This is a genomic window from Thalassospira sp. GO-4 (assembly GCF_023588965.1).
GTDB classification, from domain to species: domain Bacteria; phylum Pseudomonadota; class Alphaproteobacteria; order Rhodospirillales; family Thalassospiraceae; genus Thalassospira; species Thalassospira povalilytica.
The window spans coordinates 2,234,495-2,255,588 of sequence record NZ_CP097807.1 but is presented as its reverse complement, the minus strand read 5'-3'; the positions used below and the strand labels follow the sequence as shown (position 1 = coordinate 2,255,588).

Annotated in this window: 19 protein-coding genes; 12 read left to right on the top strand and 7 right to left on the bottom strand. The window is 55.4% G+C overall.

The features are described from left to right. Positions 1-21 precede the first annotated feature (21 nt). The 4 genes from M9H61_RS10460 to M9H61_RS10445 all read right to left on the bottom strand — a co-directional run bounded on the left by M9H61_RS10460 (position 22) and on the right by M9H61_RS10445 (position 5,204). Positions 22-2,802, bottom strand: coding sequence for a sensor histidine kinase (locus M9H61_RS10460; RefSeq protein ID WP_250284978.1), 2,781 nt, complete (start codon positions 2,800-2,802; stop codon positions 22-24). Between the two features lie 3 nt (positions 2,803-2,805). Then, the gene (locus tag M9H61_RS10455) at positions 2,806-2,985 is read right to left on the bottom strand and encodes a hypothetical protein (RefSeq protein WP_250284977.1); all 180 of its coding nucleotides are present in this window, start codon (positions 2,983-2,985) and stop codon (positions 2,806-2,808) included. A 91-nt stretch (positions 2,986-3,076) separates the two neighbouring features. Further along, positions 3,077-3,460, bottom strand: coding sequence for a response regulator transcription factor (locus M9H61_RS10450; protein WP_369813515.1), 384 nt, complete (start codon positions 3,458-3,460; stop codon positions 3,077-3,079). Between the two features lie 163 nt (positions 3,461-3,623). Beyond that, on the bottom strand, positions 3,624-5,204 hold the full coding sequence (locus M9H61_RS10445; protein ID WP_068516976.1) for a helix-turn-helix domain-containing protein: 1,581 nt from the start codon (positions 5,202-5,204) through the stop codon (positions 3,624-3,626). Between the two features lie 201 nt (positions 5,205-5,405). On the opposite strand from M9H61_RS10445, the gene M9H61_RS10440 reads away from it, so the two are divergent. The 5 genes from M9H61_RS10440 (at position 5,406) to M9H61_RS10420 (ending at position 10,596) form a co-directional block, all read left to right on the top strand. Further along, positions 5,406-6,767, top strand: coding sequence for an ABC transporter substrate-binding protein (locus M9H61_RS10440; protein ID WP_114113046.1), 1,362 nt, complete (start codon positions 5,406-5,408; stop codon positions 6,765-6,767). 118 nt (positions 6,768-6,885) lie between these two features. Further along, positions 6,886-7,902 carry a branched-chain amino acid ABC transporter permease gene (locus tag M9H61_RS10435; protein WP_068516975.1) on the top strand — a complete coding sequence of 339 codons (1,017 nt, stop codon included), beginning with the start codon at positions 6,886-6,888 and terminating at the stop codon, positions 7,900-7,902. Between the two features lies 1 nt (position 7,903). After that, positions 7,904-9,082: a branched-chain amino acid ABC transporter permease gene (locus M9H61_RS10430; protein WP_068516974.1), complete on the top strand. Its 1,179-nt coding sequence runs from the start codon at positions 7,904-7,906 to the stop codon at positions 9,080-9,082. Between the two features lie 3 nt (positions 9,083-9,085). Further along, positions 9,086-9,847, top strand: coding sequence for an ABC transporter ATP-binding protein (locus tag M9H61_RS10425; RefSeq protein ID WP_101247124.1), 762 nt, complete (start codon positions 9,086-9,088; stop codon positions 9,845-9,847). Next, positions 9,844-10,596 (top strand): ABC transporter ATP-binding protein, encoded by a 753-nt coding sequence (locus M9H61_RS10420; protein ID WP_068516972.1) that lies wholly within the window; start codon positions 9,844-9,846, stop codon positions 10,594-10,596. The genes M9H61_RS10425 and M9H61_RS10420 overlap by 4 nt, the downstream gene beginning before the upstream one ends. Before the next feature lie 101 nt (positions 10,597-10,697). Here the strand turns inward: M9H61_RS10420 and M9H61_RS10415 are convergent, their stop codons facing one another. Further along, entirely contained in the window at positions 10,698-11,183 is a 486-nt protein-coding gene (locus tag M9H61_RS10415; protein WP_250284975.1) for an Lrp/AsnC family transcriptional regulator, read from the bottom strand. 148 nt (positions 11,184-11,331) lie between these two features. Between M9H61_RS10415 and hppD the strand changes: the two genes are divergently transcribed. The 4 genes from hppD to maiA all read left to right on the top strand — a co-directional run bounded on the left by hppD (position 11,332) and on the right by maiA (position 15,622). Further along, positions 11,332-12,444, top strand: a complete 1,113-nt coding sequence (gene hppD, locus M9H61_RS10410) for a 4-hydroxyphenylpyruvate dioxygenase (RefSeq protein ID WP_250284973.1) — start codon at positions 11,332-11,334, stop codon at positions 12,442-12,444. Between the two features lie 82 nt (positions 12,445-12,526). Then, positions 12,527-13,897: a homogentisate 1,2-dioxygenase gene (gene hmgA, locus M9H61_RS10405; RefSeq protein WP_250284972.1), complete on the top strand. Its 1,371-nt coding sequence runs from the start codon at positions 12,527-12,529 to the stop codon at positions 13,895-13,897. A 15-nt stretch (positions 13,898-13,912) separates the two neighbouring features. Continuing rightward, positions 13,913-14,932: a fumarylacetoacetate hydrolase family protein gene (locus tag M9H61_RS10400; protein WP_250284964.1), complete on the top strand. Its 1,020-nt coding sequence runs from the start codon at positions 13,913-13,915 to the stop codon at positions 14,930-14,932. Positions 14,933-14,941: 9 nt separating this feature from the next. Then, positions 14,942-15,622 carry a maleylacetoacetate isomerase gene (maiA, locus tag M9H61_RS10395; RefSeq protein WP_250284963.1) on the top strand — a complete coding sequence of 227 codons (681 nt, stop codon included), beginning with the start codon at positions 14,942-14,944 and terminating at the stop codon, positions 15,620-15,622. A 34-nt stretch (positions 15,623-15,656) separates the two neighbouring features. Here the strand turns inward: maiA and M9H61_RS10390 are convergent, their stop codons facing one another. Then, complete coding sequence (locus M9H61_RS10390; protein WP_250284960.1) at positions 15,657-17,249, bottom strand: gamma-glutamyltransferase family protein; 1,593 nt, start codon at positions 17,247-17,249, stop codon at positions 15,657-15,659. A gap of 138 nt (positions 17,250-17,387) precedes the next feature. Between M9H61_RS10390 and M9H61_RS10385 the strand changes: the two genes are divergently transcribed. Beyond that, positions 17,388-18,101, top strand: a complete 714-nt coding sequence (locus tag M9H61_RS10385; RefSeq protein ID WP_101247119.1) for a GntR family transcriptional regulator — start codon at positions 17,388-17,390, stop codon at positions 18,099-18,101. A 108-nt stretch (positions 18,102-18,209) separates the two neighbouring features. On the opposite strand, the gene M9H61_RS10380 is transcribed toward M9H61_RS10385, so the two are convergent. Continuing rightward, positions 18,210-18,635, bottom strand: a complete 426-nt coding sequence (locus tag M9H61_RS10380; protein WP_114113039.1) for a nuclear transport factor 2 family protein — start codon at positions 18,633-18,635, stop codon at positions 18,210-18,212. Positions 18,636-18,916: 281 nt separating this feature from the next. Here M9H61_RS10380 and M9H61_RS10375 point away from each other — a divergent pair, with 281 nt between their 5' ends. Both M9H61_RS10375 and M9H61_RS10370 read left to right on the top strand, forming a co-directional pair. After that, on the top strand, positions 18,917-20,104 hold the full coding sequence (locus tag M9H61_RS10375; RefSeq protein ID WP_170310213.1) for an ABC transporter substrate-binding protein: 1,188 nt from the start codon (positions 18,917-18,919) through the stop codon (positions 20,102-20,104). Positions 20,105-20,209: 105 nt separating this feature from the next. Then, complete coding sequence (locus tag M9H61_RS10370; RefSeq protein ID WP_250284957.1) at positions 20,210-21,085, top strand: branched-chain amino acid ABC transporter permease; 876 nt, start codon at positions 20,210-20,212, stop codon at positions 21,083-21,085. Positions 21,086-21,094 lie beyond the last annotated feature (9 nt).

The window sequence follows — 21,094 nt, the reverse complement described above, 5'->3', positions numbered from 1 at the left end:
ATCGGGAAGACGGGCTCGGGATCAGGTGCCAAAACTGTCCGTGCGGAAAACGCCCGGGCGGACCGCATCGATGGCCTCCATGATCTGGCCGGGAATGAATACCCGGAAAGTGGCGCCCTGACCTGGCGGGCTTTCGGCCCATATTTTTCCCTGGCAATGTTCGACAACATGGCGGGCAATCGCCAGTCCAAGGCCCGACCCGGATGGTTTTGGCTGATCATCGGCATATTTGCCGCTGCGCGAAAACTTGTCGAAGATGGTTTCAAGTTCGGTCTGGGCAACCCCGCGGCCATTATCGGTAATCGATACCAGATATCCGCCATCCATGGCCTCACCGCGTACCGTGACGCTGGGATGGTCGGGATCGGCAAATTTGGCGGCATTGGACAAAAGATTGATAAACACCTGTGTCAGGCGGTCGCGATCAACATGCAGCAATACCGACTGACGTGAAAACTCGGTCGTGAGCTGCACGGCGCGACTGTCAAACAGTCCCTTGACCGCTTCGACACTTTCATCAAGCACGGTACGCGGATCGACATCAACTGCGCGCCAGTCTGAATGTCCGGCTTCAAGTCGGGCCAGATCAAGATGGTCATCAATCAGGCGGGTCAGGCGTTCGCTTTCGCGGACAATGATCGACAGGAAATGTTCGACCTTGTCATGTTCAAGGTTGGGAGTATCGACCAGAATTTCCGAAAATGACCGGATCGATGTCAAAGGTGTCCGGAATTCATGGCTGACCATGGTCAGGAATTCATCCTTAAGCCGGTCAAGCTCCTTGAGCCGGTCATTGGCGGCCCGCAATTCGGCGGCGGCTTTTTCCAGTTCATGGGATTTTTGTTCAAGCCGCTGGGAATATTCGATCACATGTGATGTTTCTTCAAGGATCTCAAGGACTTCTTCAAGACTGACCATTTCGCCCTTGGCAACCGATGACACCATCACGCGCGCCGATGCTGCCCCGATGGACCCGGCAAGCAATCGTTCGGTAAAGGCAATCATGTCGGCATCTGCTTCGCCTTTGCCGCGCCAGGATGTTTCTTTTTCCCAGCCGAATTCGCGGAACGAATGAAAGGCGCGTTCGCGTCCCAGAAACCGTTCAACCAGTTCATACAGATCATCAATCGATGCTGATGATCGCCAGATCACCGTATCCTGGCCTTTGCGCGAAAAGGCATCGACAAACAGGGTCGCCTGAATACGTTCAAGTGCGCTTGGCTGGGTGAACAGGCTGATCAGCACGTAAAAGGCGGTATTAAGTGAAATCGACCAGATCAGCGCATGGGTCAGCGGGGCAAATCCGGTCAGGCCCAGCAGGTTTTCGGGGCGCAGCCACGGATGTCCGAATGCGCCGTTCTGGATCAGGGCCGGGTCCATCCAGCCACTATCGGCAAGGGATGGCAGCAACAGGGTATATCCCCAAAGCGCAAAGCCGACGACAAGCCCGACCTGTGCGCCGGTTTTGGTGCCGCCTTTCCAGTAAAGGCCACCAATCATGATCGGAATGAATTGTGCGGTGGCGGCAAAGGAAATCAGTCCGATTTCAGCCAGTGCATCGGTGGCCCCCGCCGACCGGTAATAGGCAAAGCCCAGAAACACCACGACAACAATCGATGCGCGGCGGATGAAAATCAAAAGTCCGGTCAGATCATCGCGTTCGGTCAGGCGCAGTGGCTTGATGCGCAAAAGTGCGGGGACAATCAGGTCATTACAAACCATGGTCGACAATGCGATGGTGGCAACAATCACCATGCTTGTGCTGGCCGAAAGTCCGCCGACATAGGCCAGCAGTGCCAGCATCGACTGGTTTTCAAACAATGGCACGGAAATGACGAAAAAGTCCGGATCCGCCCAGGCGGGCAGGGCGCCAAGCCCGGCAAGGGCGATGGGCAACACAAACAGGTTCATCAACAACAGATAAAGCGGAAAGGCCCAGCTGGCCGTGGCAAGATGGCGTTCATCGACATTTTCAACAATGATCACCTGAAACTGGCGGGGCAGGCACAGGATTGCCGCCATCGACAGCATCATAAGCGTCAGCCAACGCGGCGCACTGTCTTCGCGCAAAAGCAGCAATTGCGCTGTATCGGGATTGGCCGCGGCCTGTGCAAACAAATCACCGATCCCGCCATACATCACAAAGCAGACAAAAATGCCGACCGCCAGAAGGGCGAACATCTTGACCAGACTTTCAAAGGCGATGGCGGCAACCATGCCTTCGTGATGTTCATCGGCATCAATGAAACGCGTGCCAAACAGAATGCCAAACAGCGCCAGGCCAAGGGCCGCCCAGAAACCGCTATCGGAAAAGATCGAGAGACTGTGTTGCGCGGTTTCGACCATGCCATGGTCCCAGACGGTCAAAACCGTATAGCTGGTTGCAATCGCCTTGAGCTGAAGCGCGATATAGGGCGTGGTGCCAACAACCGCGATCAGGGTGACAAGCACGGAAAGCTGGGTGCTTTTGCCGTAACGCGATGAAATGAAGTCGGCGATGGAGGTGATGCGATGTGCCTTGGAAATGCGCAGCATCTTGCGCAACAAAAACCACCAGCCCAGGAAAATCACCGTCGGACCAAGATAGATCGTCAGATATTCCAGCCCGTTGCGCGCCGCCGTTCCGACCGCGCCATAAAATGTCCAGGATGTGCAGTAAACCGCAATCGACAGGGTATAGACCGTCGGGTTCCGGACCCAGGAATGGCCATCGCGGGCCCGTTTGTCGCCCCACCAGGCAATGGTGTAAAGCAGCCCGACATAAAACAGCGAAACGAAAATCACCAGTTCCGAGGACAGCATTTTTTATCGCCCCTCGGATTGTGCCGCGTTGCGCAAGGCCCGCGTCAACAGCGCGCAAAATATGATCAGAATTCCCCAGCCGGCAAAGAAATAGACAAACAGGATCGGCACCCCGAATACCATGCCATCAAGGGAAAACATCCCGACAAGTGGCGGTATCCAGAGAAACAGGGCGACCAGCATCAGGGCAAGCGCACGTTCTGTCAGTCTGCGGGGTGGCGTGATAGGAATGTCTCCTGATTGTCGGTCGGAAAACGGTCTTTTTGCGGTGTTTTCAGTTATCTGCCCGTTCAAGCAGGGCGCGCACCCGCGACACCACATCGCGGGTCGAAAACGGCTTGGTGACAAAATCGTCAACGCCAAGTTCCAGCCCCTTGCGTCGATCGACTTCGCGGGTCTTGGCCGTCAGCATCATGATCGGGATCAGTTTGGTATTGGCATCGCTGCGCACCGCGCGCACGACTTCGAACCCGTCACAGCCGGGCATCATGACATCAAGCAAAACCATGTCTGGCGCATCGCGGGCGATCATGGAAATCGCGGTCTGACCATCGGTGGCCACGCGCACGTCATAGCCTTCCTTTTCCATAAGAAAGCTTAGGGATTCGACAATGGTTTCCTCATCTTCAGCAATCAGGACCTTTGGTCTCTCATTCAAGGACATTCTCCCCGATTTTTCTGATTCTTATGATGGTAATCCTATCTGTTAATTTAAGGAATTATAATGCTACTTTGGGTGGGGGCAAATCTGGCGGGTTTGTGCGGTTGCCAGCCGGGAAAATGCCGGTGAAAACAACCCGCGGTTCCGACCGTGCGCGCCATTACGCCCGACTGGACCGGCCATCGGCGGTGTCAGACATTTCATAGGCGCGCTGTGCGCAATCTTCACGCGGGCACTGGCGACAGGCAATGCCGACCGGAACGGCGGATTCCGGACGTTCAAGCGGCAAGGCATCGGCATAGATCACCTCATTGGCAAATGCCGTGTCGCAGCCGATCATGACCGAATGAACCGATTGCGGCGTGCCATAGCCACCAGCCCCGGTGCGCAAGGCCCGGGCCACAAACAGATATTCGCTGTTGTCAGGCAGGCGCACGAATTGCGAAATTACCCGTTCCGGCGCCAGATATGCCTCATGCACGGCCCATCGCGGGCAGGCGCCGCCATATCGCGGCAATTGCAGACCGGATGCCGAAAACCGTTTGGAAATATTGCCGGCAATGTCGGTGCGGATCAGGTGAAAAGGCACACCTTCTGCACCGGGGCGACGCAATGTGGTCAACCGGTGACAGATTTGCTCCCAGCTTGCCGCATAGCGTTGCTGAAGCAATTCGATATCGTGGCGCAGGTCGTGCGCATCGGCCAGAAACGCATCATAGGGCAGGATAAGTGCCGCCGCGCAATAGGATATCAACGCCTCATAGGCGCGCATGCGTCCGGCATCGCTGCTGATATTGGCGGTGGCAAGAACCGCATTGACCGTGTCGCCAGCTTCAAGTTTGCAGATGGTGCGGGCGGCCTGAAACCGCGCCGATGTGATCGGAAGCGCGCGCGAAATGCGCAGCGTTTTTTGTTCTGTGTCCCAGTGATATCCGTTGGTGGCGAAGTCTTCGGATGGCAGGCGTTCGACCCGGATATTATGCGCACTTTCAAGGTAATTGATCAGATCGGTCAGATAAAGCCCGCCATCGGGATCGATCTCGGGGCGCAGCCTGGCGGCACTGTCTTCGAGGGCGGGAAAGTAGTTGGCATTGTCATAAAGCAGATCATCGACTTCTTCGGCCGGGTTGTTGGCCGGGCGCCCGGCATTTCCGCGTTCAAGAAAGTTGAAAATTTCGGTCGCGGATTCCGCCAGCCGATGGGATTCCTTGACCAGTGTCGCGTTGAACCGGGCGCGCTGTTGCGGTGACAGGTTGTCATAATCATCAAAAATCTCGGCAACTGTGCGGATCGATGTGATGCGCGTCAGGATCGAATGGCTGGCCTCGGTCAGGAACGGATCGTGGCTCAGGCGTTCGGACAGGGCGTCGACCTCGTCAAGGCCGCTGCGATAGGCACGGTACAGGGCAAGAAACGCGCTGATCATTCCCGGTGCTGCTGCAATCATCGCGGGGAATTCGCGGCTTTCGATCGGGGTGTTGTAAAAAACCGGATCGGATGCGGCTTCGCTCAGATCTGCAAGCAGTCGGCCTTCTTCTGATCCCGACAAGGTGTGGGGATGGATGTCCAGAACGGCTGCGATCCGCATCAGCAACCCGCCGCCGATCGACCGGCGGTTATGTTCAATCAGGTTCAGATAGCTCGGCGAAATCCCGGCGGCTTTTGCCAGGGCATTTTGCGTCATGCCGATATCTTTGCGGCGGCCGCGAATGCGGTGTCCGATGGGGGCCTGGCGGGACATGTGGCGACCTCAATCTTGACAAAATTTACAAATTTTCATCTCTCTCGCCAATATATTTACAAAAAAATCGTTATATATCAACTCAGTGTTGATTCATTTTCAGAACGTGGCCATTGTTTTGACAGGTCGTGAAAAAAACCAACCAGAAAACAGACCTCAGATTTCTCTGAAACAGATCCCAAGACATTGGGGAGGAAAACCATGTCGGAGACTAAAAATACCCGAAATGTAACTCGTCGTACGATCCTGAAGGGGACAGCTGCGACGACCGGTGCGGCGCTGATCGGTGGCACGTTCCCGATGCATTTCATCAAGAATGCCCACGCCCAGACTTTCCGTGGCGATCCGGGTAGTTCAGGCAGTGTGAAACTCGGCTTCAACGTACCGCAGACCGGTCCGTATGCCGACGAAGGCGCTGACGAATTGCGTGCCTATCAGCTTGCGGTCAAGCACCTGAATGGTGAAGGTGACGGCGGCATGCTCAACACCATCAAGCCGCTTGAACTCAAAGGAAACGGTATTCTCGGCAAGAAGGTCGAGTTCGTGACCGGCGATACCCAGACCAAGTCCGATGCCGCACGTGCATCTGCCAAGCGCATGATCGAAAAAGACAATGTCGCAATGGTTACCGGTGGTTCGTCATCGGGTGTTGCGATTGCCGTTCAGGGTCTTTGCCAGGAAATGGGCGTCATCTTCATGGCGGGTCTTACCCACTCCAACGACACCACGGGCAAGGACAGAAAGCGTTATGGCTTCCGCCACTTCTTCAACGCTTATATGTCCGGTCAGGCAATTGCGCCGGTGCTCAAGGATGAATATGGCACCGATCGCCGCGCCTATCACCTGACGGCGGATTATACCTGGGGCTGGACCCAGGAAGAATCGATCAAGGCCGCGACCGAGAATATCGGTTGGGAAACCGTCAACACCGTCCGGACCCCGGTTGGTGCGGGTGACTTCTCGCAGTATATCACGCCGGTTCTGAATTCGGGTGCGGATGTGCTGATCCTGAACCACTATGGCAAGGACATGGTCAACTCCCTGACCCAGGCGGTTCAGTTCGGTCTGCGTGACAAACAGGTCAATGGCAAGAACTTCGAAATCGTTGTTCCGCTGTATTCGCGCCTGATGGCACAGGGTGCCGGTGATGCTGCCAAGGGCATTCTGGGGACCACCAACTGGCACTGGTCGCTGACCGATCCGGGTTCGCAGGCCTTTGTCAAATCCTTCGGTCAGGAATACGGCTTCCCGCCGTCCCAGGCTGCACACACCTGCTATGTCCAGACGCTGCTTTATGCAAACGCCTGTGAAATGGCCGGTACGTTCGCACCCTGGGAAGTCATCAAGCAGCTCGAAGGGTTCGAGTTCGATGGCGCGGGCAATGGCCCGACCCTGTACCGTGCGGAAGATCACCAGTGCTTCAAGGATGTTCTTGTGGTGCGTGGTAAACAGGAACCGCAGTCCAACTTTGACCTTCTTGAAGTCGTCAAACAGGTACCGCGTTCGCAGGTTGAGTATCCGGCCGACATGTTCGGTGGGGAGCTTGGCCCGTATCAGGTCTGATACAGCCCAAGTGATGCAAGCAGGGCCGGCCATTTCCCAGTGGTCGGCCCATTTTGCCCCTCAAGATGTCCCAACGGTCTTTTCATTAAGTCCTTTACGAATACGCGGCGGATAACTGATGGACGCTATATTTCTTCAAATTCTCAACGGTCTGGACAAGGGCGGGGCCTATGCGCTGATTGCACTTGGCCTGACTTTGGTGTTCGGCACGCTTGGCGTGGTGAACTTTGCCCATGGCGCCATTTTCATGATGGGCGCCTTTTGTGCTGTTACGCTCGAAAAAATCCTGACCCTGTCTGTGCGGGTCAAGGATGAGTCCGTGACCTTCTTTGATGCCTATAAGGAAACCCCTTATCTCGAAGTCTGGTTCGGTGAAACCGGCAAGGCGATCATTGACTGGTCCGTGCCGCTTTCGATCATACTGGCGATACCCGTGATGCTGTTGATCGGTATTGTGATGGAACGCAGTCTGATCCGGTATTTCTACAAGCGTCCGCACGCCGAACAGATCCTTGTGACCTTTGGTCTGGCCATTGTGTTGCAGGAACTGGTCAAATCCTTCTTCGGGGCCAACCCGATCCCGCAAGGTGCCCCTGATATTGTGGCGGGTTCTGCGGCAATCGGCGCGGTTTTCGGATTGGGTGAGTCGGTTGTCTATCCGTGGTGGCGTCTGATTTATCTGGCCTTCTCGCTTCTGACCATCGGGCTTGTCTTTTCGTTCCTGCATTTTACCACCTATGGGATGGTGGTGCGTGCGGGCATGGCAGACCGCGAAACGGTCGAACTTCTTGGCATCAATATCGAACGGCGATTTACGATTGTATTTGGCATCGCGGCGGTGGTCGCCGGTCTTGCCGGGGTGATGTACACGCCTGTCCTGCCACCGGATTATCATCTGGGCATGGACTTCCTTGTGCTGTCATTTGTTGTGGTGGTTGTCGGGGGTATGGGCTCCTTGCCCGGTGCGGTGCTTGCAGGTTTCCTGCTGGGCATTCTGCAATCCTTCTCGTCCATGACCGAGGTGAAAGACATCTTCCCGGGCATTGACCAGATCATCATTTACCTTGTTGCCGTCGTCATTCTGCTGACCCGCCCGCGTGGTCTGATGGGTCGTCGGGGCGTGATGGAGAGCTAAAATGACAAACACAAAAATCGTCTCCCCCAAGCAGGACCTTCTTTACATGGCGATCCTGTCGGTGGTGGTCCTGACCATGCCGATCTGGTTGCAGCCATTTGGTGCGGCCTATCCCGATCTGATGCAGAAATTCATGATCTTTGGCATTTTTGCCATCGGCTATAACATTCTGTTCGGGTTGACCGGTTATCTGTCATTCGGGCATGCGGCCTTTCTAGGGGTGGGGTCCTACACCGCTGTCTGGTCGTTCAAGCTGCTGTCGATGAATGTCATTCCGGCTTTGATCTTTGGCACCATCCTGTCGGGTCTGTTTGCGCTTGCCATCGGGTTTGTCAGCTTGCGCCGGTCGGGGATTTACTTCTCGATCCTGACGCTGGCCTTTGCGCAGATGTCCTATAACCTGGCCTATTCGGTGCTGACCCCGATCACCAATGGTGAAACCGGTCTGCAATTGACCCAGGGTGATGCGCGCGTTCTCGACCGGATGGCCGGGATCGAAGCCGACGCGTCGCTTCCGACCCCGAACCTGTTCGGGATCGAAGGGATCGGCTATTCGGGCTTTTATATCTGTGCGGCCCTGATGCTGATTTCGTTCTTTATCTATCTGCGCATTTTCCGTTCGCCCTTCGGGCTTAAACTGCGCGCGATCAAATCCAACCAGAACCGCATGGGCTATACCGGGTACAATACCCGACCCTATCTGATGACGGCCTTTGTCATTTCGGGGATGTATGCCGGGCTTGCCGGGTCGCTTCTGGCGGTGACCGATCCGCTTGCCGGTGCGGAACGCATGCAGTGGACGGCCTCGGGCGAGGTGGTTCTGATCACCATTCTTGGCGGTGTCGGCACCCTGATCGGTCCGCTGCTTGGTGCGGGTATCATCAAGTATTTCGAAAACATCTTTTCGGCCTTTAACGAGACGGTGCTTCTGAATGCCTTTTCGTTCCTGCCGGACTGGCTGGCGCATCCGGTTGCGGCTGTGGTCGGGTTGTTCGTTGGCGAAGGCTGGCACCTGACCCTTGGTCTGGTCTTCATGCTGATCGTGATCTTCCTGCCTGGTGGCATCATGGAAGGGATCAGCCGTCTTGCACGACTGGTCACCAACCGCAACAAGGCCGAACCGAAATCCGGCGCACATGAAAACAAAGAAAAAGAACAAGCATCGGCGGGGGAGGTCTGATCAATGTCTGAATACATTCTTGATGTAACCGATGTAGACAAGAATTTTGGCGGTTTGCGTGCGCTTTCCGACATCAATCTTCGGGTCAAGGAAGGCACGGTTCACGCCATTATCGGACCGAACGGTGCCGGGAAATCGACCTTGCTGAACGTGATTGTCGGGCGTCTTGCCCCCAATCGCGGGCGGGTTCTGCTTGGCGATCAGGTTTTGACCGGCAAGCAGCCCCACGAAATCAACCAGCTTGGTGTGGCGCGTGTGTTCCAGACCCCGGAAATTTTCCCGGAACTCTCGCTTTTGCAAAACGTGATGGTTCCCGCCTTTGCCAAGCGCGATGGCGAGTTCAAGCTGGGCTTCCTCAAAAGCCTGTTTGCCGAAAACGAGATCCGCGAACATGCCGAACATCTGCTGGAAGATGTCGGGCTGATTTCGCAAAAGGACAATGTCGCGGGATCGATGTCGCGCGGTGACAAACGGCGTCTCGAACTGGCCATGTGTCTGGGACAGCATCCCAAGCTGTTCCTGCTTGATGAGCCGACGGCGGGCATGTCGCGTCATGATACCAACCGCACGATTGATCTGCTCAAACGGATCAAGGAACGCGGCATGACCAAAGTGATCATTGAACATGACATGCATGTTGTCTTCAGTCTGGCTGATCGCATCAGTGTGCTGGCACAGGGGGCGATCATTTGCGAAGGCACGCCCGAAGAAGTCCGCAATGATCCCAGAGTTAAAGAAGCCTATCTCGGAGGGGAAGCAGTATGAACGCGCTGCCAAAACAGGAACCTGTCCGCAAACAGGGCGGGGACCCGGCCTTTTTCTCGGTCTATGACCTGCATGCCTATTATGGTGAAAGCTATATCGTCCAGGGGGTGTCCTTTGACATCCGCGAAGGCGAAATTCTGGCTCTTCTTGGCCGAAACGGGGCGGGGAAAACATCGACCCTGCGTGCGCTGGCCCGCATGTCCGACCCGGAAGTCAAACATGGGGAAATCTGGCTTGATCATCAGCCATTGCACACCATGAAGGCGTGGCAGGCCGCCCGTCTCGGATTGCAGCTTGTCCCCGAAGACCGCCGGATCATTCCGGGCATGACGGTTCAGCAAAATCTTGAGCTGGCCCAGATTGCCGAACCGATCGGCTGGTCGGTCGAACGCATCTATGAGCTGTTCCCGCGCCTTGGCGAAAGGGCGGAACAGGAAGCCATCACGCTTTCGGGTGGTGAACAGCAGATGCTGGCGATCGGGCGGGCTTTGGCACGCGATATCAAGATATTGCTGCTTGATGAACCGTACGAAGGTCTGGCACCGGTGATTGTTCAGGAAATCGAAAAGACGCTTCAAAACGTCAAGAAACTGGGCATCACCACCATCATCGTTGAACAGAATGCGATCGCGGCCCTGAAACTTGCCGATCGCGCCATCATCATGGATAGCGGCGAAATCGTCTTTGACGGGACCGCCCAGGCTGTTCTTGATGATGCGGAATTGCGTGACCAGTATCTGGCCATCTGATTTCCGAAAAATAGGGGGGGGTGTCGCCGAGGCTTTGTTGTAAGGGGGGCTTCGGGACAGGTAAGGCCGCGCCAGCAGGTGCGGCCTTTGCCATTTTGATCCTAAAGATCGGGGCTGACGGCCAGCCCTTCGAAATCCTTTAACACGTTTAAAACAATCGATGTTTTGACATGTTGCACGGAATCATGGGGCAGCAGCACCTCGTTGACGAAATGCGACAGTGCAGCCAGGTCTTTGGTCGCGACTTTCAGGTGATAGTCCATTTCCCCGGTCAGGGAAAAGGCTTCAAGGACTTCGGGCAAATCGGCCAGAAGACGGGCAAACCGTTTGGCATTGTCGCGGTTATGGGTGGCAAGGGTCACCGAAATCACCACCAGCAACCCCAGACCCATCTTCTGACGGTCGATATCGGCACGATATCCGCGAATGACCTTGTCTTCTTCAAGCCGGGCACGACGGCGCGAACATTGCGACGGCGACAGCCCGATCCGTTCTGACAGATCGTTGTTGGTCAGGCGTCCGTCCCGCTGCAATTCCGCAAGCAGTTTAAGGTCAAGTCGGTCAAGTTGCATGTTATCCGCGTCCATTTACATAATCATGCATGATGTGTGTATTCGATGGCGGAAATCAACCCAAAATGCATGCACGTTGCATGCGGTTTGGCGCACGATTGGGACATAACAAGAATTCGAACAGTTCCAGAAATTCGAATGTTTCAATCAAAGGAGACTTCCGATGGGTCCGTTCCCGCATGATGCCCCCCGTGCCACCATCAGTGATGATAACCCTGCCGGAACCGACGGGTTCGAATTTGTCGAATTCGCCCATGAGGATGCCGAAAAACTCGAAACCCTGTTTACCCGCATGGGCTATTGCCCGGTGGCCAAACACAAGACCAAAAACATCACCGTCTGGCGTCAGGGCGATATCAATTACATCCTTAATGCCGAACCAGGCTCGCATGGGATGACGTTCGTTGAAAAACACGGCCCCTGCGCACCGTCGATGGCATGGCGTGTGGTTGATGCCAAACATGCCTTTGATCATGCGGTGTCCAAGGGGGCGGAACCGTATCTGGACGATGACAAGACCATTGATGTCCCGGCGATTGTCGGGATTGGCGGATCGCTTTTGTATTTCATCGATAAATATGGCGATACCGGATCGGCCTATGACGCGGAATTTGACTGGCTGGGCGAACGCGATCCCAAGCCCGAAGGTGTCGGTTTCTATTATCTCGACCATCTGACCCATAACGTCTATCGCGGCAATATGGATAAATGGTGGGACTTCTATCGCGATCTGTTCGGGTTCAAGCAAATCCACTTCTTTGACATTGCCGGTAAAATCACCGGTCTGGTCAGCCGTGCGATCACATCGCCCTGCGGCAAAATCCGCATTCCGCTGAATGAATCGACTGACGATAAAAGCCAGATCGAAGAATATCTTCGCAAATACAAAGGCGAAGGCATTCAGCATATCGCGGTCGGTACGGATGGTATCTATGACGCCACCGACAAGCTTGCGGCCAATGATCTGAAATTCATGCCCGGTCCGCCGGAAACCTATTACGAGAAATCCCATGACCGTGTGAATGGCCATGACGAACCGATCGAACGGATGAAAAAGCATGGCATCCTGATCGACGGCGAAGGGGTCGTTGATGGCGGCATGACCAAGATCCTGCTTCAGATTTTCTCAAAAACCGTGATCGGACCGATCTTCTTTGAATTTATCCAGCGCAAAGGCGACGAAGGCTTTGGCGAGGGCAATTTCCGTGCTCTGTTTGAAAGCATCGAAGAAGACCAGATCCGCCGTGGCGTTTTGAAAGTTGATGCTGCGGAATAGGTCCGCCAACCCCATATCCAGTTCAGGGTCGTGTGTTGCGCGGCCCTGACGGTTTGTTGTTATCGCAGTTGGATTGACCGCCATGCTTGATAAACCGACCCGTGATCCGGCCAGTCCGGCCGTGGATCAAGCCGATCTGAAATATATGCCCGGTTTCGGCAATGATTTCGAAACCGAAAGCCTGCCCGGTGCCCTGCCACAGGGGCAAAACAGCCCGCAAAAATGCGCCTATGGGCTTTATGCCGAACAGCTTTCCGGTTCGCCCTTTACCGCGCCGCGCGGCACCAATGAACGGTCCTGGCTGTATCGCATCCGGCCCAGTGTCAAACATAATGGCCGCTTTACCGTCCTTGATCACCCGCATTGGAAAACCGCCCCGTGCCTGAATGATCACAGTCTTGCCCTTGGTCAATTGCGCTGGGATCCGGTGCCGATGCCAAAAGACGCAACCGATTTCATTTCGGGCATGCGCACCATCACGACGGCGGGCGATGCGATGTCGCAATCGGGCATGGCAAGCCATGTCTATGTCTGCAACGCTGATATGGTTGATGACTATTTCTTTGATGCTGATGGTGAACTTCTGATCGTGCCGGAATCCGGCACGCTTCGGATATTTACCGAACTTGGCATCATGGATGTTGGCCCGCTTGAGATCGCCCTGATCCCGCGCGGCATGATGTTCAAGGTCAGCATCCTTGATGCCGGGATTGATGGCGGGGCGCGCGGCTATGTCTGTGAAAATTACGGTGCGAAATTCACGCTGCCCGACCGCGGGCCGATCGGGGCGAACTGTTTGGCCAATCCGCGTGATTTCAAAACACCCGTTGCCGCCTATGAGGATAAGGAAACCCCGTGTCGGGTGCGGGTAAAATGGTGTGGGCAGTTTCACGAAACGTCGATTGGTCATTCGCCACTCGACGTGGTGGCCTGGCACGGCAATTACACACCGTTCAAATATGATCTTCGGACATTCTCGCCGGTTGGCGCGATCCTGTTTGATCATCCCGATCCGTCGATCTTTACGGTTCTGACCGCGCCCTCGGGCGAGGAAGGCACGGCAAATGTCGATTTCGTGATTTTCCCGCCGCGCTGGATGGTGGCCGAACATACATTCCGCCCGCCATGGTATCACCGCAACATCATGTCGGAATTCATGGGCCTGATTTGCGGGCAATATGATGCCAAGGAAAAGGGATTTGTTCCGGGCGGCATGAGTTTGCACAACATGATGTTGGCCCATGGCCCCGATGCATTCGGCTTTGACAAGGCATCAAATGCCGAACTTGGCCCGCAGAAACTTGATGGCACCATGGCGTTTATGTTCGAAACCCGCTTTCCACAGCAATTGACCAAATTCGCCGCCGAACTTGAAACCCTTCAGGATGATTATCTTGATTGCTGGTCCGGGCTTGAACGCAAATTTGATGGCACCCCCGAAGGCCGGAAATAAAGGCAAAACGATAAGATGAAACTTGCATCCCTTAAAAACGGCACCCGTGATGGTCAGCTGGTTCTGGTAACCCGTGATCTGGAATCCTATGTCGATGCCAGCGCGATAGCACCAACCCTTCAGGCCGCCCTTGATAACTGGGCGGTGATCGCACCGCGTTTGCGCGAACTTTCCGATGAAATCGAAGCCGGTTCCACGATTGCCAGGCGCGTCACGCTTGATATGGCAGACCTTCATTCCCCATTGCCGCGCGCCTATCAGTGGGCGGACGGATCGGCCTATGTCAATCACGTGGAACTGGTGCGCAAGGCCCGCGGGGCCGAAATGCCGCAAAGCTTCTGGACCGATCCGCTGATGTATCAGGGCGGGTCTGACAGTTTCCTTGGTCCGCGCGACGATATCCTGATGGCCGATACCGCCTGGGGCATCGATATGGAAGGCGAGATTGCGGTCATCACCGATGACGTTCCGATGGGCGCAAGCCTTGATCAGGCCCGTTCTGCCATTCGGCTGATCATGCTGGTCAATGACGTATCGCTGCGCGGTCTTATTCCCGGCGAACTGGCCAAGGGGTTCGGGTTTTTCCAGTCCAAACCGTCTTCTGCATTTTCGCCGGTTGCGGTAACGCCAGATGAACTGGGTGATGCTTGGGATGGGGCGAAGCTTCATCTGCCGCTTCTTGTTGATCTTAATGGCAAGCCGTTTGGACGGGCAAATGCCGGGATCGACATGACATTTGATTTTGCCCAGCTTATTGCCCATGCTGCACGCACACGCCCGCTGGCGGCAGGCACTGTTATCGGGTCAGGGACGGTATCAAACAAACTTGATGGCGGACCAGGCAAGCCGGTCGATCAAGGTGGGGCTGGGTATTCCTGTATTGCTGAAATCCGCATGATCGAAACGATTGAAACCGGTGCGGCGATAACCCCGTTCCTGCAATTTGGCGACCGGGTCAAAATTGAAATGCTTGATGATCATGGCCGGTCAGTCTTTGGTGCGATTGATCAGGCCGTTCGTCAATACAAGCCATAAGGACCGAATATGGGCGAAGTCGTCCTGTATGATTACTGGCGATCATCGGCAAGTTACCGGGTGCGGATTGCGTTGGGGCTGATGAATATTCCCTATCGGACGGTGCCGATTGATCTTCTGGCCGGGATTCACAAGGTCCCGGACTATCTCAAACGCAATCCCCAGGGGCTGGTGCCAGCCCTTGAGATTGACGGGATCATGATGACCCAGTCGGTATCAATCATCGAATATCTTGATGAAACAAGGCCGGGGCAGGGATTGCTTCCATCCGAAACCCTTGCCCGGCAACGCGTGCGCGCCCTGACACATGTTATTGCCATGGATATTCATCCCATCTGCAATCTGGGTGTGGTGCGTCATGTCATGGATTTGGCATCCGCCAGTGGCGAAGACGCGGACACGTTCCGGCATGACTGGATGGAGAAATATATCGGCGGTGGCCTGGCCGCGTTCGAGGCCATGCTGGCAACGCGCATGGATGAAGGCGGCGATGGCAACAAGACGGACGGTGGCAAATTTTGCCATGGCAATCGCCCGTCCATGGCCGATATCTGCCTGATCCCGCAGCTTTACAACGCGCGCCGCTGGAATGTGAGTCTTTCTCGCTTTCCGCGGATCAGGGCGATCGAACAAAGCTGTCTCGCCATTGATGCCTTTGCCAATGCTCATCCCGACAGGTGCCCGCGCTAATGACGCGGGTGCTTAAATCCTGTCGGTTCTGGGCTTAAACCCCGATTGCCATGCCGTCGCTGCGCGGATCATGGGCACCGTCAACAAAGCCGTCATCGTCAATGCGAATGATCCCGGCCTGACCGGCAAGCGCGCTTTGGGCTTCAATCGCGCGCAGGATGTGACCACGCTTTGACAGCGTATCAAACACGTCATCGCCGGCATCGACTTCCAGTTTCAGGCTGTCATTGCTGTCGGAAAATGTCTTGCCCAGAAGGAAGCGTGGCTTGGCAAGGGCGTCGGCTGGTGACAGGGCGAAATCAAGAACACGGGTCAGCAACATCGCCAATGTTTGCGGCTGTCCATCCGCCCCCTGGGTCCCATACAGCAGATGCGGTTTGCCGTTCCTAAGGGCCAGTCCGGGATTAAGCGTATAGAACGGGCGTTTGCCAGGTTTGAAGCAGTTCGGGTGGTCCGGATTGGTGGTAAATGCCGCCCCCCGGTTCTGCCAGACAATGCCGGTATCACCGGCAACCACCCCGCTGCCCCAATCGAAATACGTACTTTGCAGAACGCTTGCGCAATTGCCCTGCGCGTCCCTGGCGGCAAGGAAAACCGTATCGCCATGTCGGAACGGATGGGGCCAGTCCATCGCGGTTTCAGTCGGAACGGACATGGCTGCGCCTGCCAGATTTGCGGGATCAAGCATTGTGGTAAAGTCGGTTTGGGCGAAATCGGGATCACCGATCTGATCGCGTTCTAGAAAGGCCTGCTTGATGGCCTCGACCACCAGATGGAAATGATCGGCATTGCCTTCGGCCCAGTTTTTGGTTCCCAGTTCGCGCAAAACACCCATGGTCATCAGCGTTGCCAACCCTTGCGTCGGGGCAGGCGGGGCAAACAGGGTGACATCACCATAATCAAGGGAAACCGCATCAACCGTGCGGGTGCGGGTTTTGGCAAGATCCGCCTTGGTGATTGGTGATCCGACCGCGGAAAGCCCGGCAACAATGCGATCCGATAGGGTGCCTTCGTAAAAATCGCGCGCGCCGTTTTGCGCGATCAGTTTCAGGCTTTCGGCCAGTTGCGGCTGATAAAACATCTCGCCCGCTACCGGCATTTTGCCGTTGGGGGCAAAGATATCGATAAAGCCCGGCCAGTTGGCAATGTCATCTTTGCGGAAATCAAGCCAGAAGCATTGTGATGTACTGATCGGAAAGCCGTTTTCGGCAAGATCAATGGCGGGCGCAATCAGATCGGAAAGCGTCTTTTTGCCGTCCCAATGACGTGCCGAATGATCCAGCGCATGTTGCCAGGAATCCACCGTGCAGGCGGTGGTCAGGGTTGAACCCGGACCGCGCAGGGGGATCGGTTTACCCGCATCGGCAAAGCTGCCCGGATTTTGAACGGCCTGCCCGATGCCCAAAAAGGATTGTACCTTGCCCGATCCGTCCGACACCATCCAGACCGCATCCCCGCCAATGCCGCAGAAATGCGGGTATGTTACCGCTAACATTGCCGCTGTTGCGACCACGGCCTCGATCGCGGTGCCCCCATCGCGCAGGACTTTTGCCCCGGCTTCGCTGGCTGCCGTACTTGGGCTTGTGATCATGGCGCGATGGCGGTGGATGGATGCAGGATCGGACATGGTCGGATTTCTTTCTGCGATTTCAAATGATGGGGCGGGATCAGGCAACGTTCGGATCAGCTGTGGCGAAATTGCATGCAATCAATTATACAAACGCAAACAGTTTATTGTATGCATCAGGAAACGTGGCGGGCAGGCATGAAGGCATCTGACAAGGTTAAACACCGCACGGACATGATCAGTTCGGCATTGCGTTCGGCAATCCTGGAACGCGTTTTGATGCCTGGCATGAAATTGCCCGAGGATTCCCTTGGCGAACGTTTCGGAGTCAGTCGCACGCTTATTCGTCAATCCCTTGAACGACTTGCCGCCGAAGGCCTGGTTGAACTTCGCCGCAACAAGGGCGCCATGGTCGCCAAGCCCAGCCTTGAAGAAGCGCGCGATCTGTTTGAATTGCGCACCCAGATCGAAGACCTTGTGATCAGCCGGGTGATCAAGAATATGAGCCCGGAACTTCTGGCCGAGCTCGAAGCCCATCTGGCCAAGGAAGTCGCCGCCGAACATGCGTCCGAGCCGATTTCGATCCGGCTGGCGACCGAGTTCCATATCCTGCTGGCCAAGCTTTCGGGAAGCCCGGTTTTGCTGCGCTATGTCGAGGAAATCGGATATCGCTGTGGTTTGACGCTGTCGCTGTATGCAAGGCCCCATTCGACCGATTGCGGCATTCAGGAACATCGGCAAATCATCGAAGCCCTGAAAACCGGGGATGAGGAAACCGCGCGCAAATTGATGCGGCATCACCTGACCGCCGTGGCCGACCGTGCATTGTTCACGACCGAAGAAGGCGGGCCGCTTTTGTATCTGGATGCGCTTGAACCCTATGCCAAAAAGGTGCGTGACGGCGGGGCCTGATGCAACAGTACGTTCGCGGACATAACCGCCCGCCCGCAAGAACAGGCGGTCAGTTCCGCAAACGTGAGCATGGATCGGTACGCCGCATCGCCTGATATGCATCGGGGATCAGGCCTTGATGCCTTTGCGGATCAGAATGCGTTCGGCACTTTCATTCCAGACATCCATTTTGACGATCTTGCCGTTTTCAATCACGAAACGGTCGACATAACGATTGCCTTCAAACGGCGTTCCGTCGGGCCATTCGCCATAAAGCCAGCCGGTGCTGTAAACCACGGTCTGGCCGTTGGTATTGGCGACATCAAACTGACCGAACTTCTTTTTCACCCATTTATAGCGTGCGGCATTAAAGGCCGTGGTGCCCGACGGATGGTCGTATTTCTGACCATCGGTAAAGGTGATCACGACATCATCAGACATGAAAGTCGCCGCCAGTTCGGGGTCGGGCTTCATGGATGCATCAAGAAAATCGCGCACGGTCCGGGCTTCGGGCGGCAGTGTATCAAGCACATTTACCGCAGTCTGATCGGTCATCTGGAATTCCTCATTCACTGCAATTGATCTGTGATCAGCATAATACGCAGGCAGAAAATTTGCATGCACTAATTTTATGCAATAATTGCATGCAATTTGCGTATACATGAGGCAAATGCGCTTCGTTAATTGACCTGAATTCTCGTAAGTATCTGAAATTTATCAATTCTGATTCTTGGCACGGACCTTGCTGCAGTGCGGTGGTTGTTCGGCGCGTATCGTGAAACTGCGACGACCGAATGCGACCGGAATACGAAAGTCACATAATCAGGGAGTCTCACATGCCTATTTCTTCGCCTATTCCGAAACTGACGCGCCGTGCCGCCCTTTTGGGGGCTGCTGCTGCGATGATGTTCGCTGCCACCTTGCCCATCCATAACGCCCGTGCAGAAGACACCGTGAAGCTTGGCCTTGTTGCCGCGCTGAGTGGCCAGTCGGCCAAATCCGGCGAAGCAATCACGCGCGGCATTACCCTTGCGATTGACAAGATCAATGCCGAGGGCGGCGTTCTTGGCAAGCCGCTTGAACTTGTATCGCGCGACGATGAAAGCAACCCGGGCAAAGGTCTGGTCGCGGCCCGCGAACTGGCACAGCGCGAAGGCGTTGCTGCGATCATTGGCGGTCTTGATACGCCGGTATCCTTTGCCATTGTCCCGTATGCCAATCAGCAGAAAATTCCGTTCATCGGCCCGTGGGCTGCTGGTACCGGCATCACCAAAAACGGTGCCGAAGAAAACTATGTGTTTCGCGTTTCGGCCGTTGATGAATATGTCGACGAAGCAATCACCGAATATCTGATCGCAAATTACGGTGCCAAAAAGCCGGGCATGATCCTGATCAACAACCCGTGGGGGGAGTCCAACGAGAAGGGCTTGCTCAAGGCGCTGGAAAAACGTGGCATGACCCATGCCGGGATCGAAAAGTTTGAATCAAACGACGTCGATGTTGTCCCGCAGCTGACCCGCCTTAAGGAAAATGGTGCTGACTCCCTGTTCGTGGTTGCCAACGTTGCCCCGACCGCACAGGTGATCAAGTCGCTTGATCGTATGGGTTGGGATGTTCCGATTTCCTCGCATTGGGGCCCGGCTGGTGGTCGCTTTACCGAACTGGCGGGCAAATCCGGTGAGAAGGTCCATTTCATCCAGACCTATCTGTTTACCGATGCAACCAGCCCGATGTTCGTCAAGCTTCAGGAAAAATTCCCGGAAATCAAAACCCTTGCCGATGTGACCCCGGCGACCGGTATTGCCAATGCCTATGACGCGACCCTTCTGATCGCAGCGGCCATCGAAAAGGCCGGTTCGACCGACGGTCCGGCCATCCGCGAAGCGATGTACGAGATTTCGGGCGTCGAAGGCATGATCAAAACCTATGACAAGCCGTTCACCCCGGATGATCAGGATGCGCTTGGTCCGGAAGACTACACCTTTGCGCATTTCGTCGAAGGCGAAATCATTCCGATTAAATAAGCCACTTTTTACCCCTGTGCGCGGCGGACCCACCCTGCATCGCACAGGGCTTTATTCCTTTTTGAATGATGCGCTTTGGCGCAGGACATAAACAGGCGACTGGCAATGACATTATTAATCGCAGCCCTGATTACCGGGATCGGTCTGGGCAGTATGTACGGACTGATCGCACTTGGTTTTCAGATCACCTATTCGGTGTCCTCAAAGGTCAATTTCGCCCAAGGATCGATGGTGATGCTGGGTGCGGTATTGGGCTTTGTTTTCTGTGAACAATATGGCTTGCCTGTCATTGTCGGCTATCCGCTTGCCATTCTGTGCTGCGGGCTTGGCGGTATTCTGGTCGAGTTTTTCCTTGTCCGTCCCTTTGCCATTCGCAACTCCGAAGCCTGGCTGATGGCGACGGTCGCCGGCGGTATTTTGCTTGATAACGCCGTGCTTTTTACCTTTGGCAATGAACCGCGCACGTTGCCATCCGCCCTTGTCGGTGAAACCTGGAATATCTTTGGGACGGGCGTTTATCCGCAACAAATCCTGATCCCGATTGCGGCCATCGGTGTGGCCCTGGCCCTTCATGCCCTGTTCCGCCATACCCGGCAGGGTCGTGCGCTTTTGGCGGTGGTGCAAAACCTTCAGGCCGCAAAGCTGATGGGGATTAACACCACCGTAATGGTCACGGGTTCCTTTGCCATTTCATCGATGCTTGCCGGTTGTGCCGGGCTTCTGATCGCGCCGCTATTTTCGGTGCATTCGGATATGGGAACGCTTTTCGGGCTTAAGGCCTTTGCCGTTGCCATTCTGGGCGGCATGACATCGGCTTATAGCGTGATGTTGGCAGGCTTTATCTATGGCCTGGTTGAGGCCGCTGTGACCACCTATCTCGGATCGTCTTATACCTTCATCGTCGTGTTCGCGCTTGTGATCGCGGTTCTGACCATCAAACCAAGCGGCCTGTTTGGTCGTGCAGCGATCAAGAAGGTCTGATGATGAAAC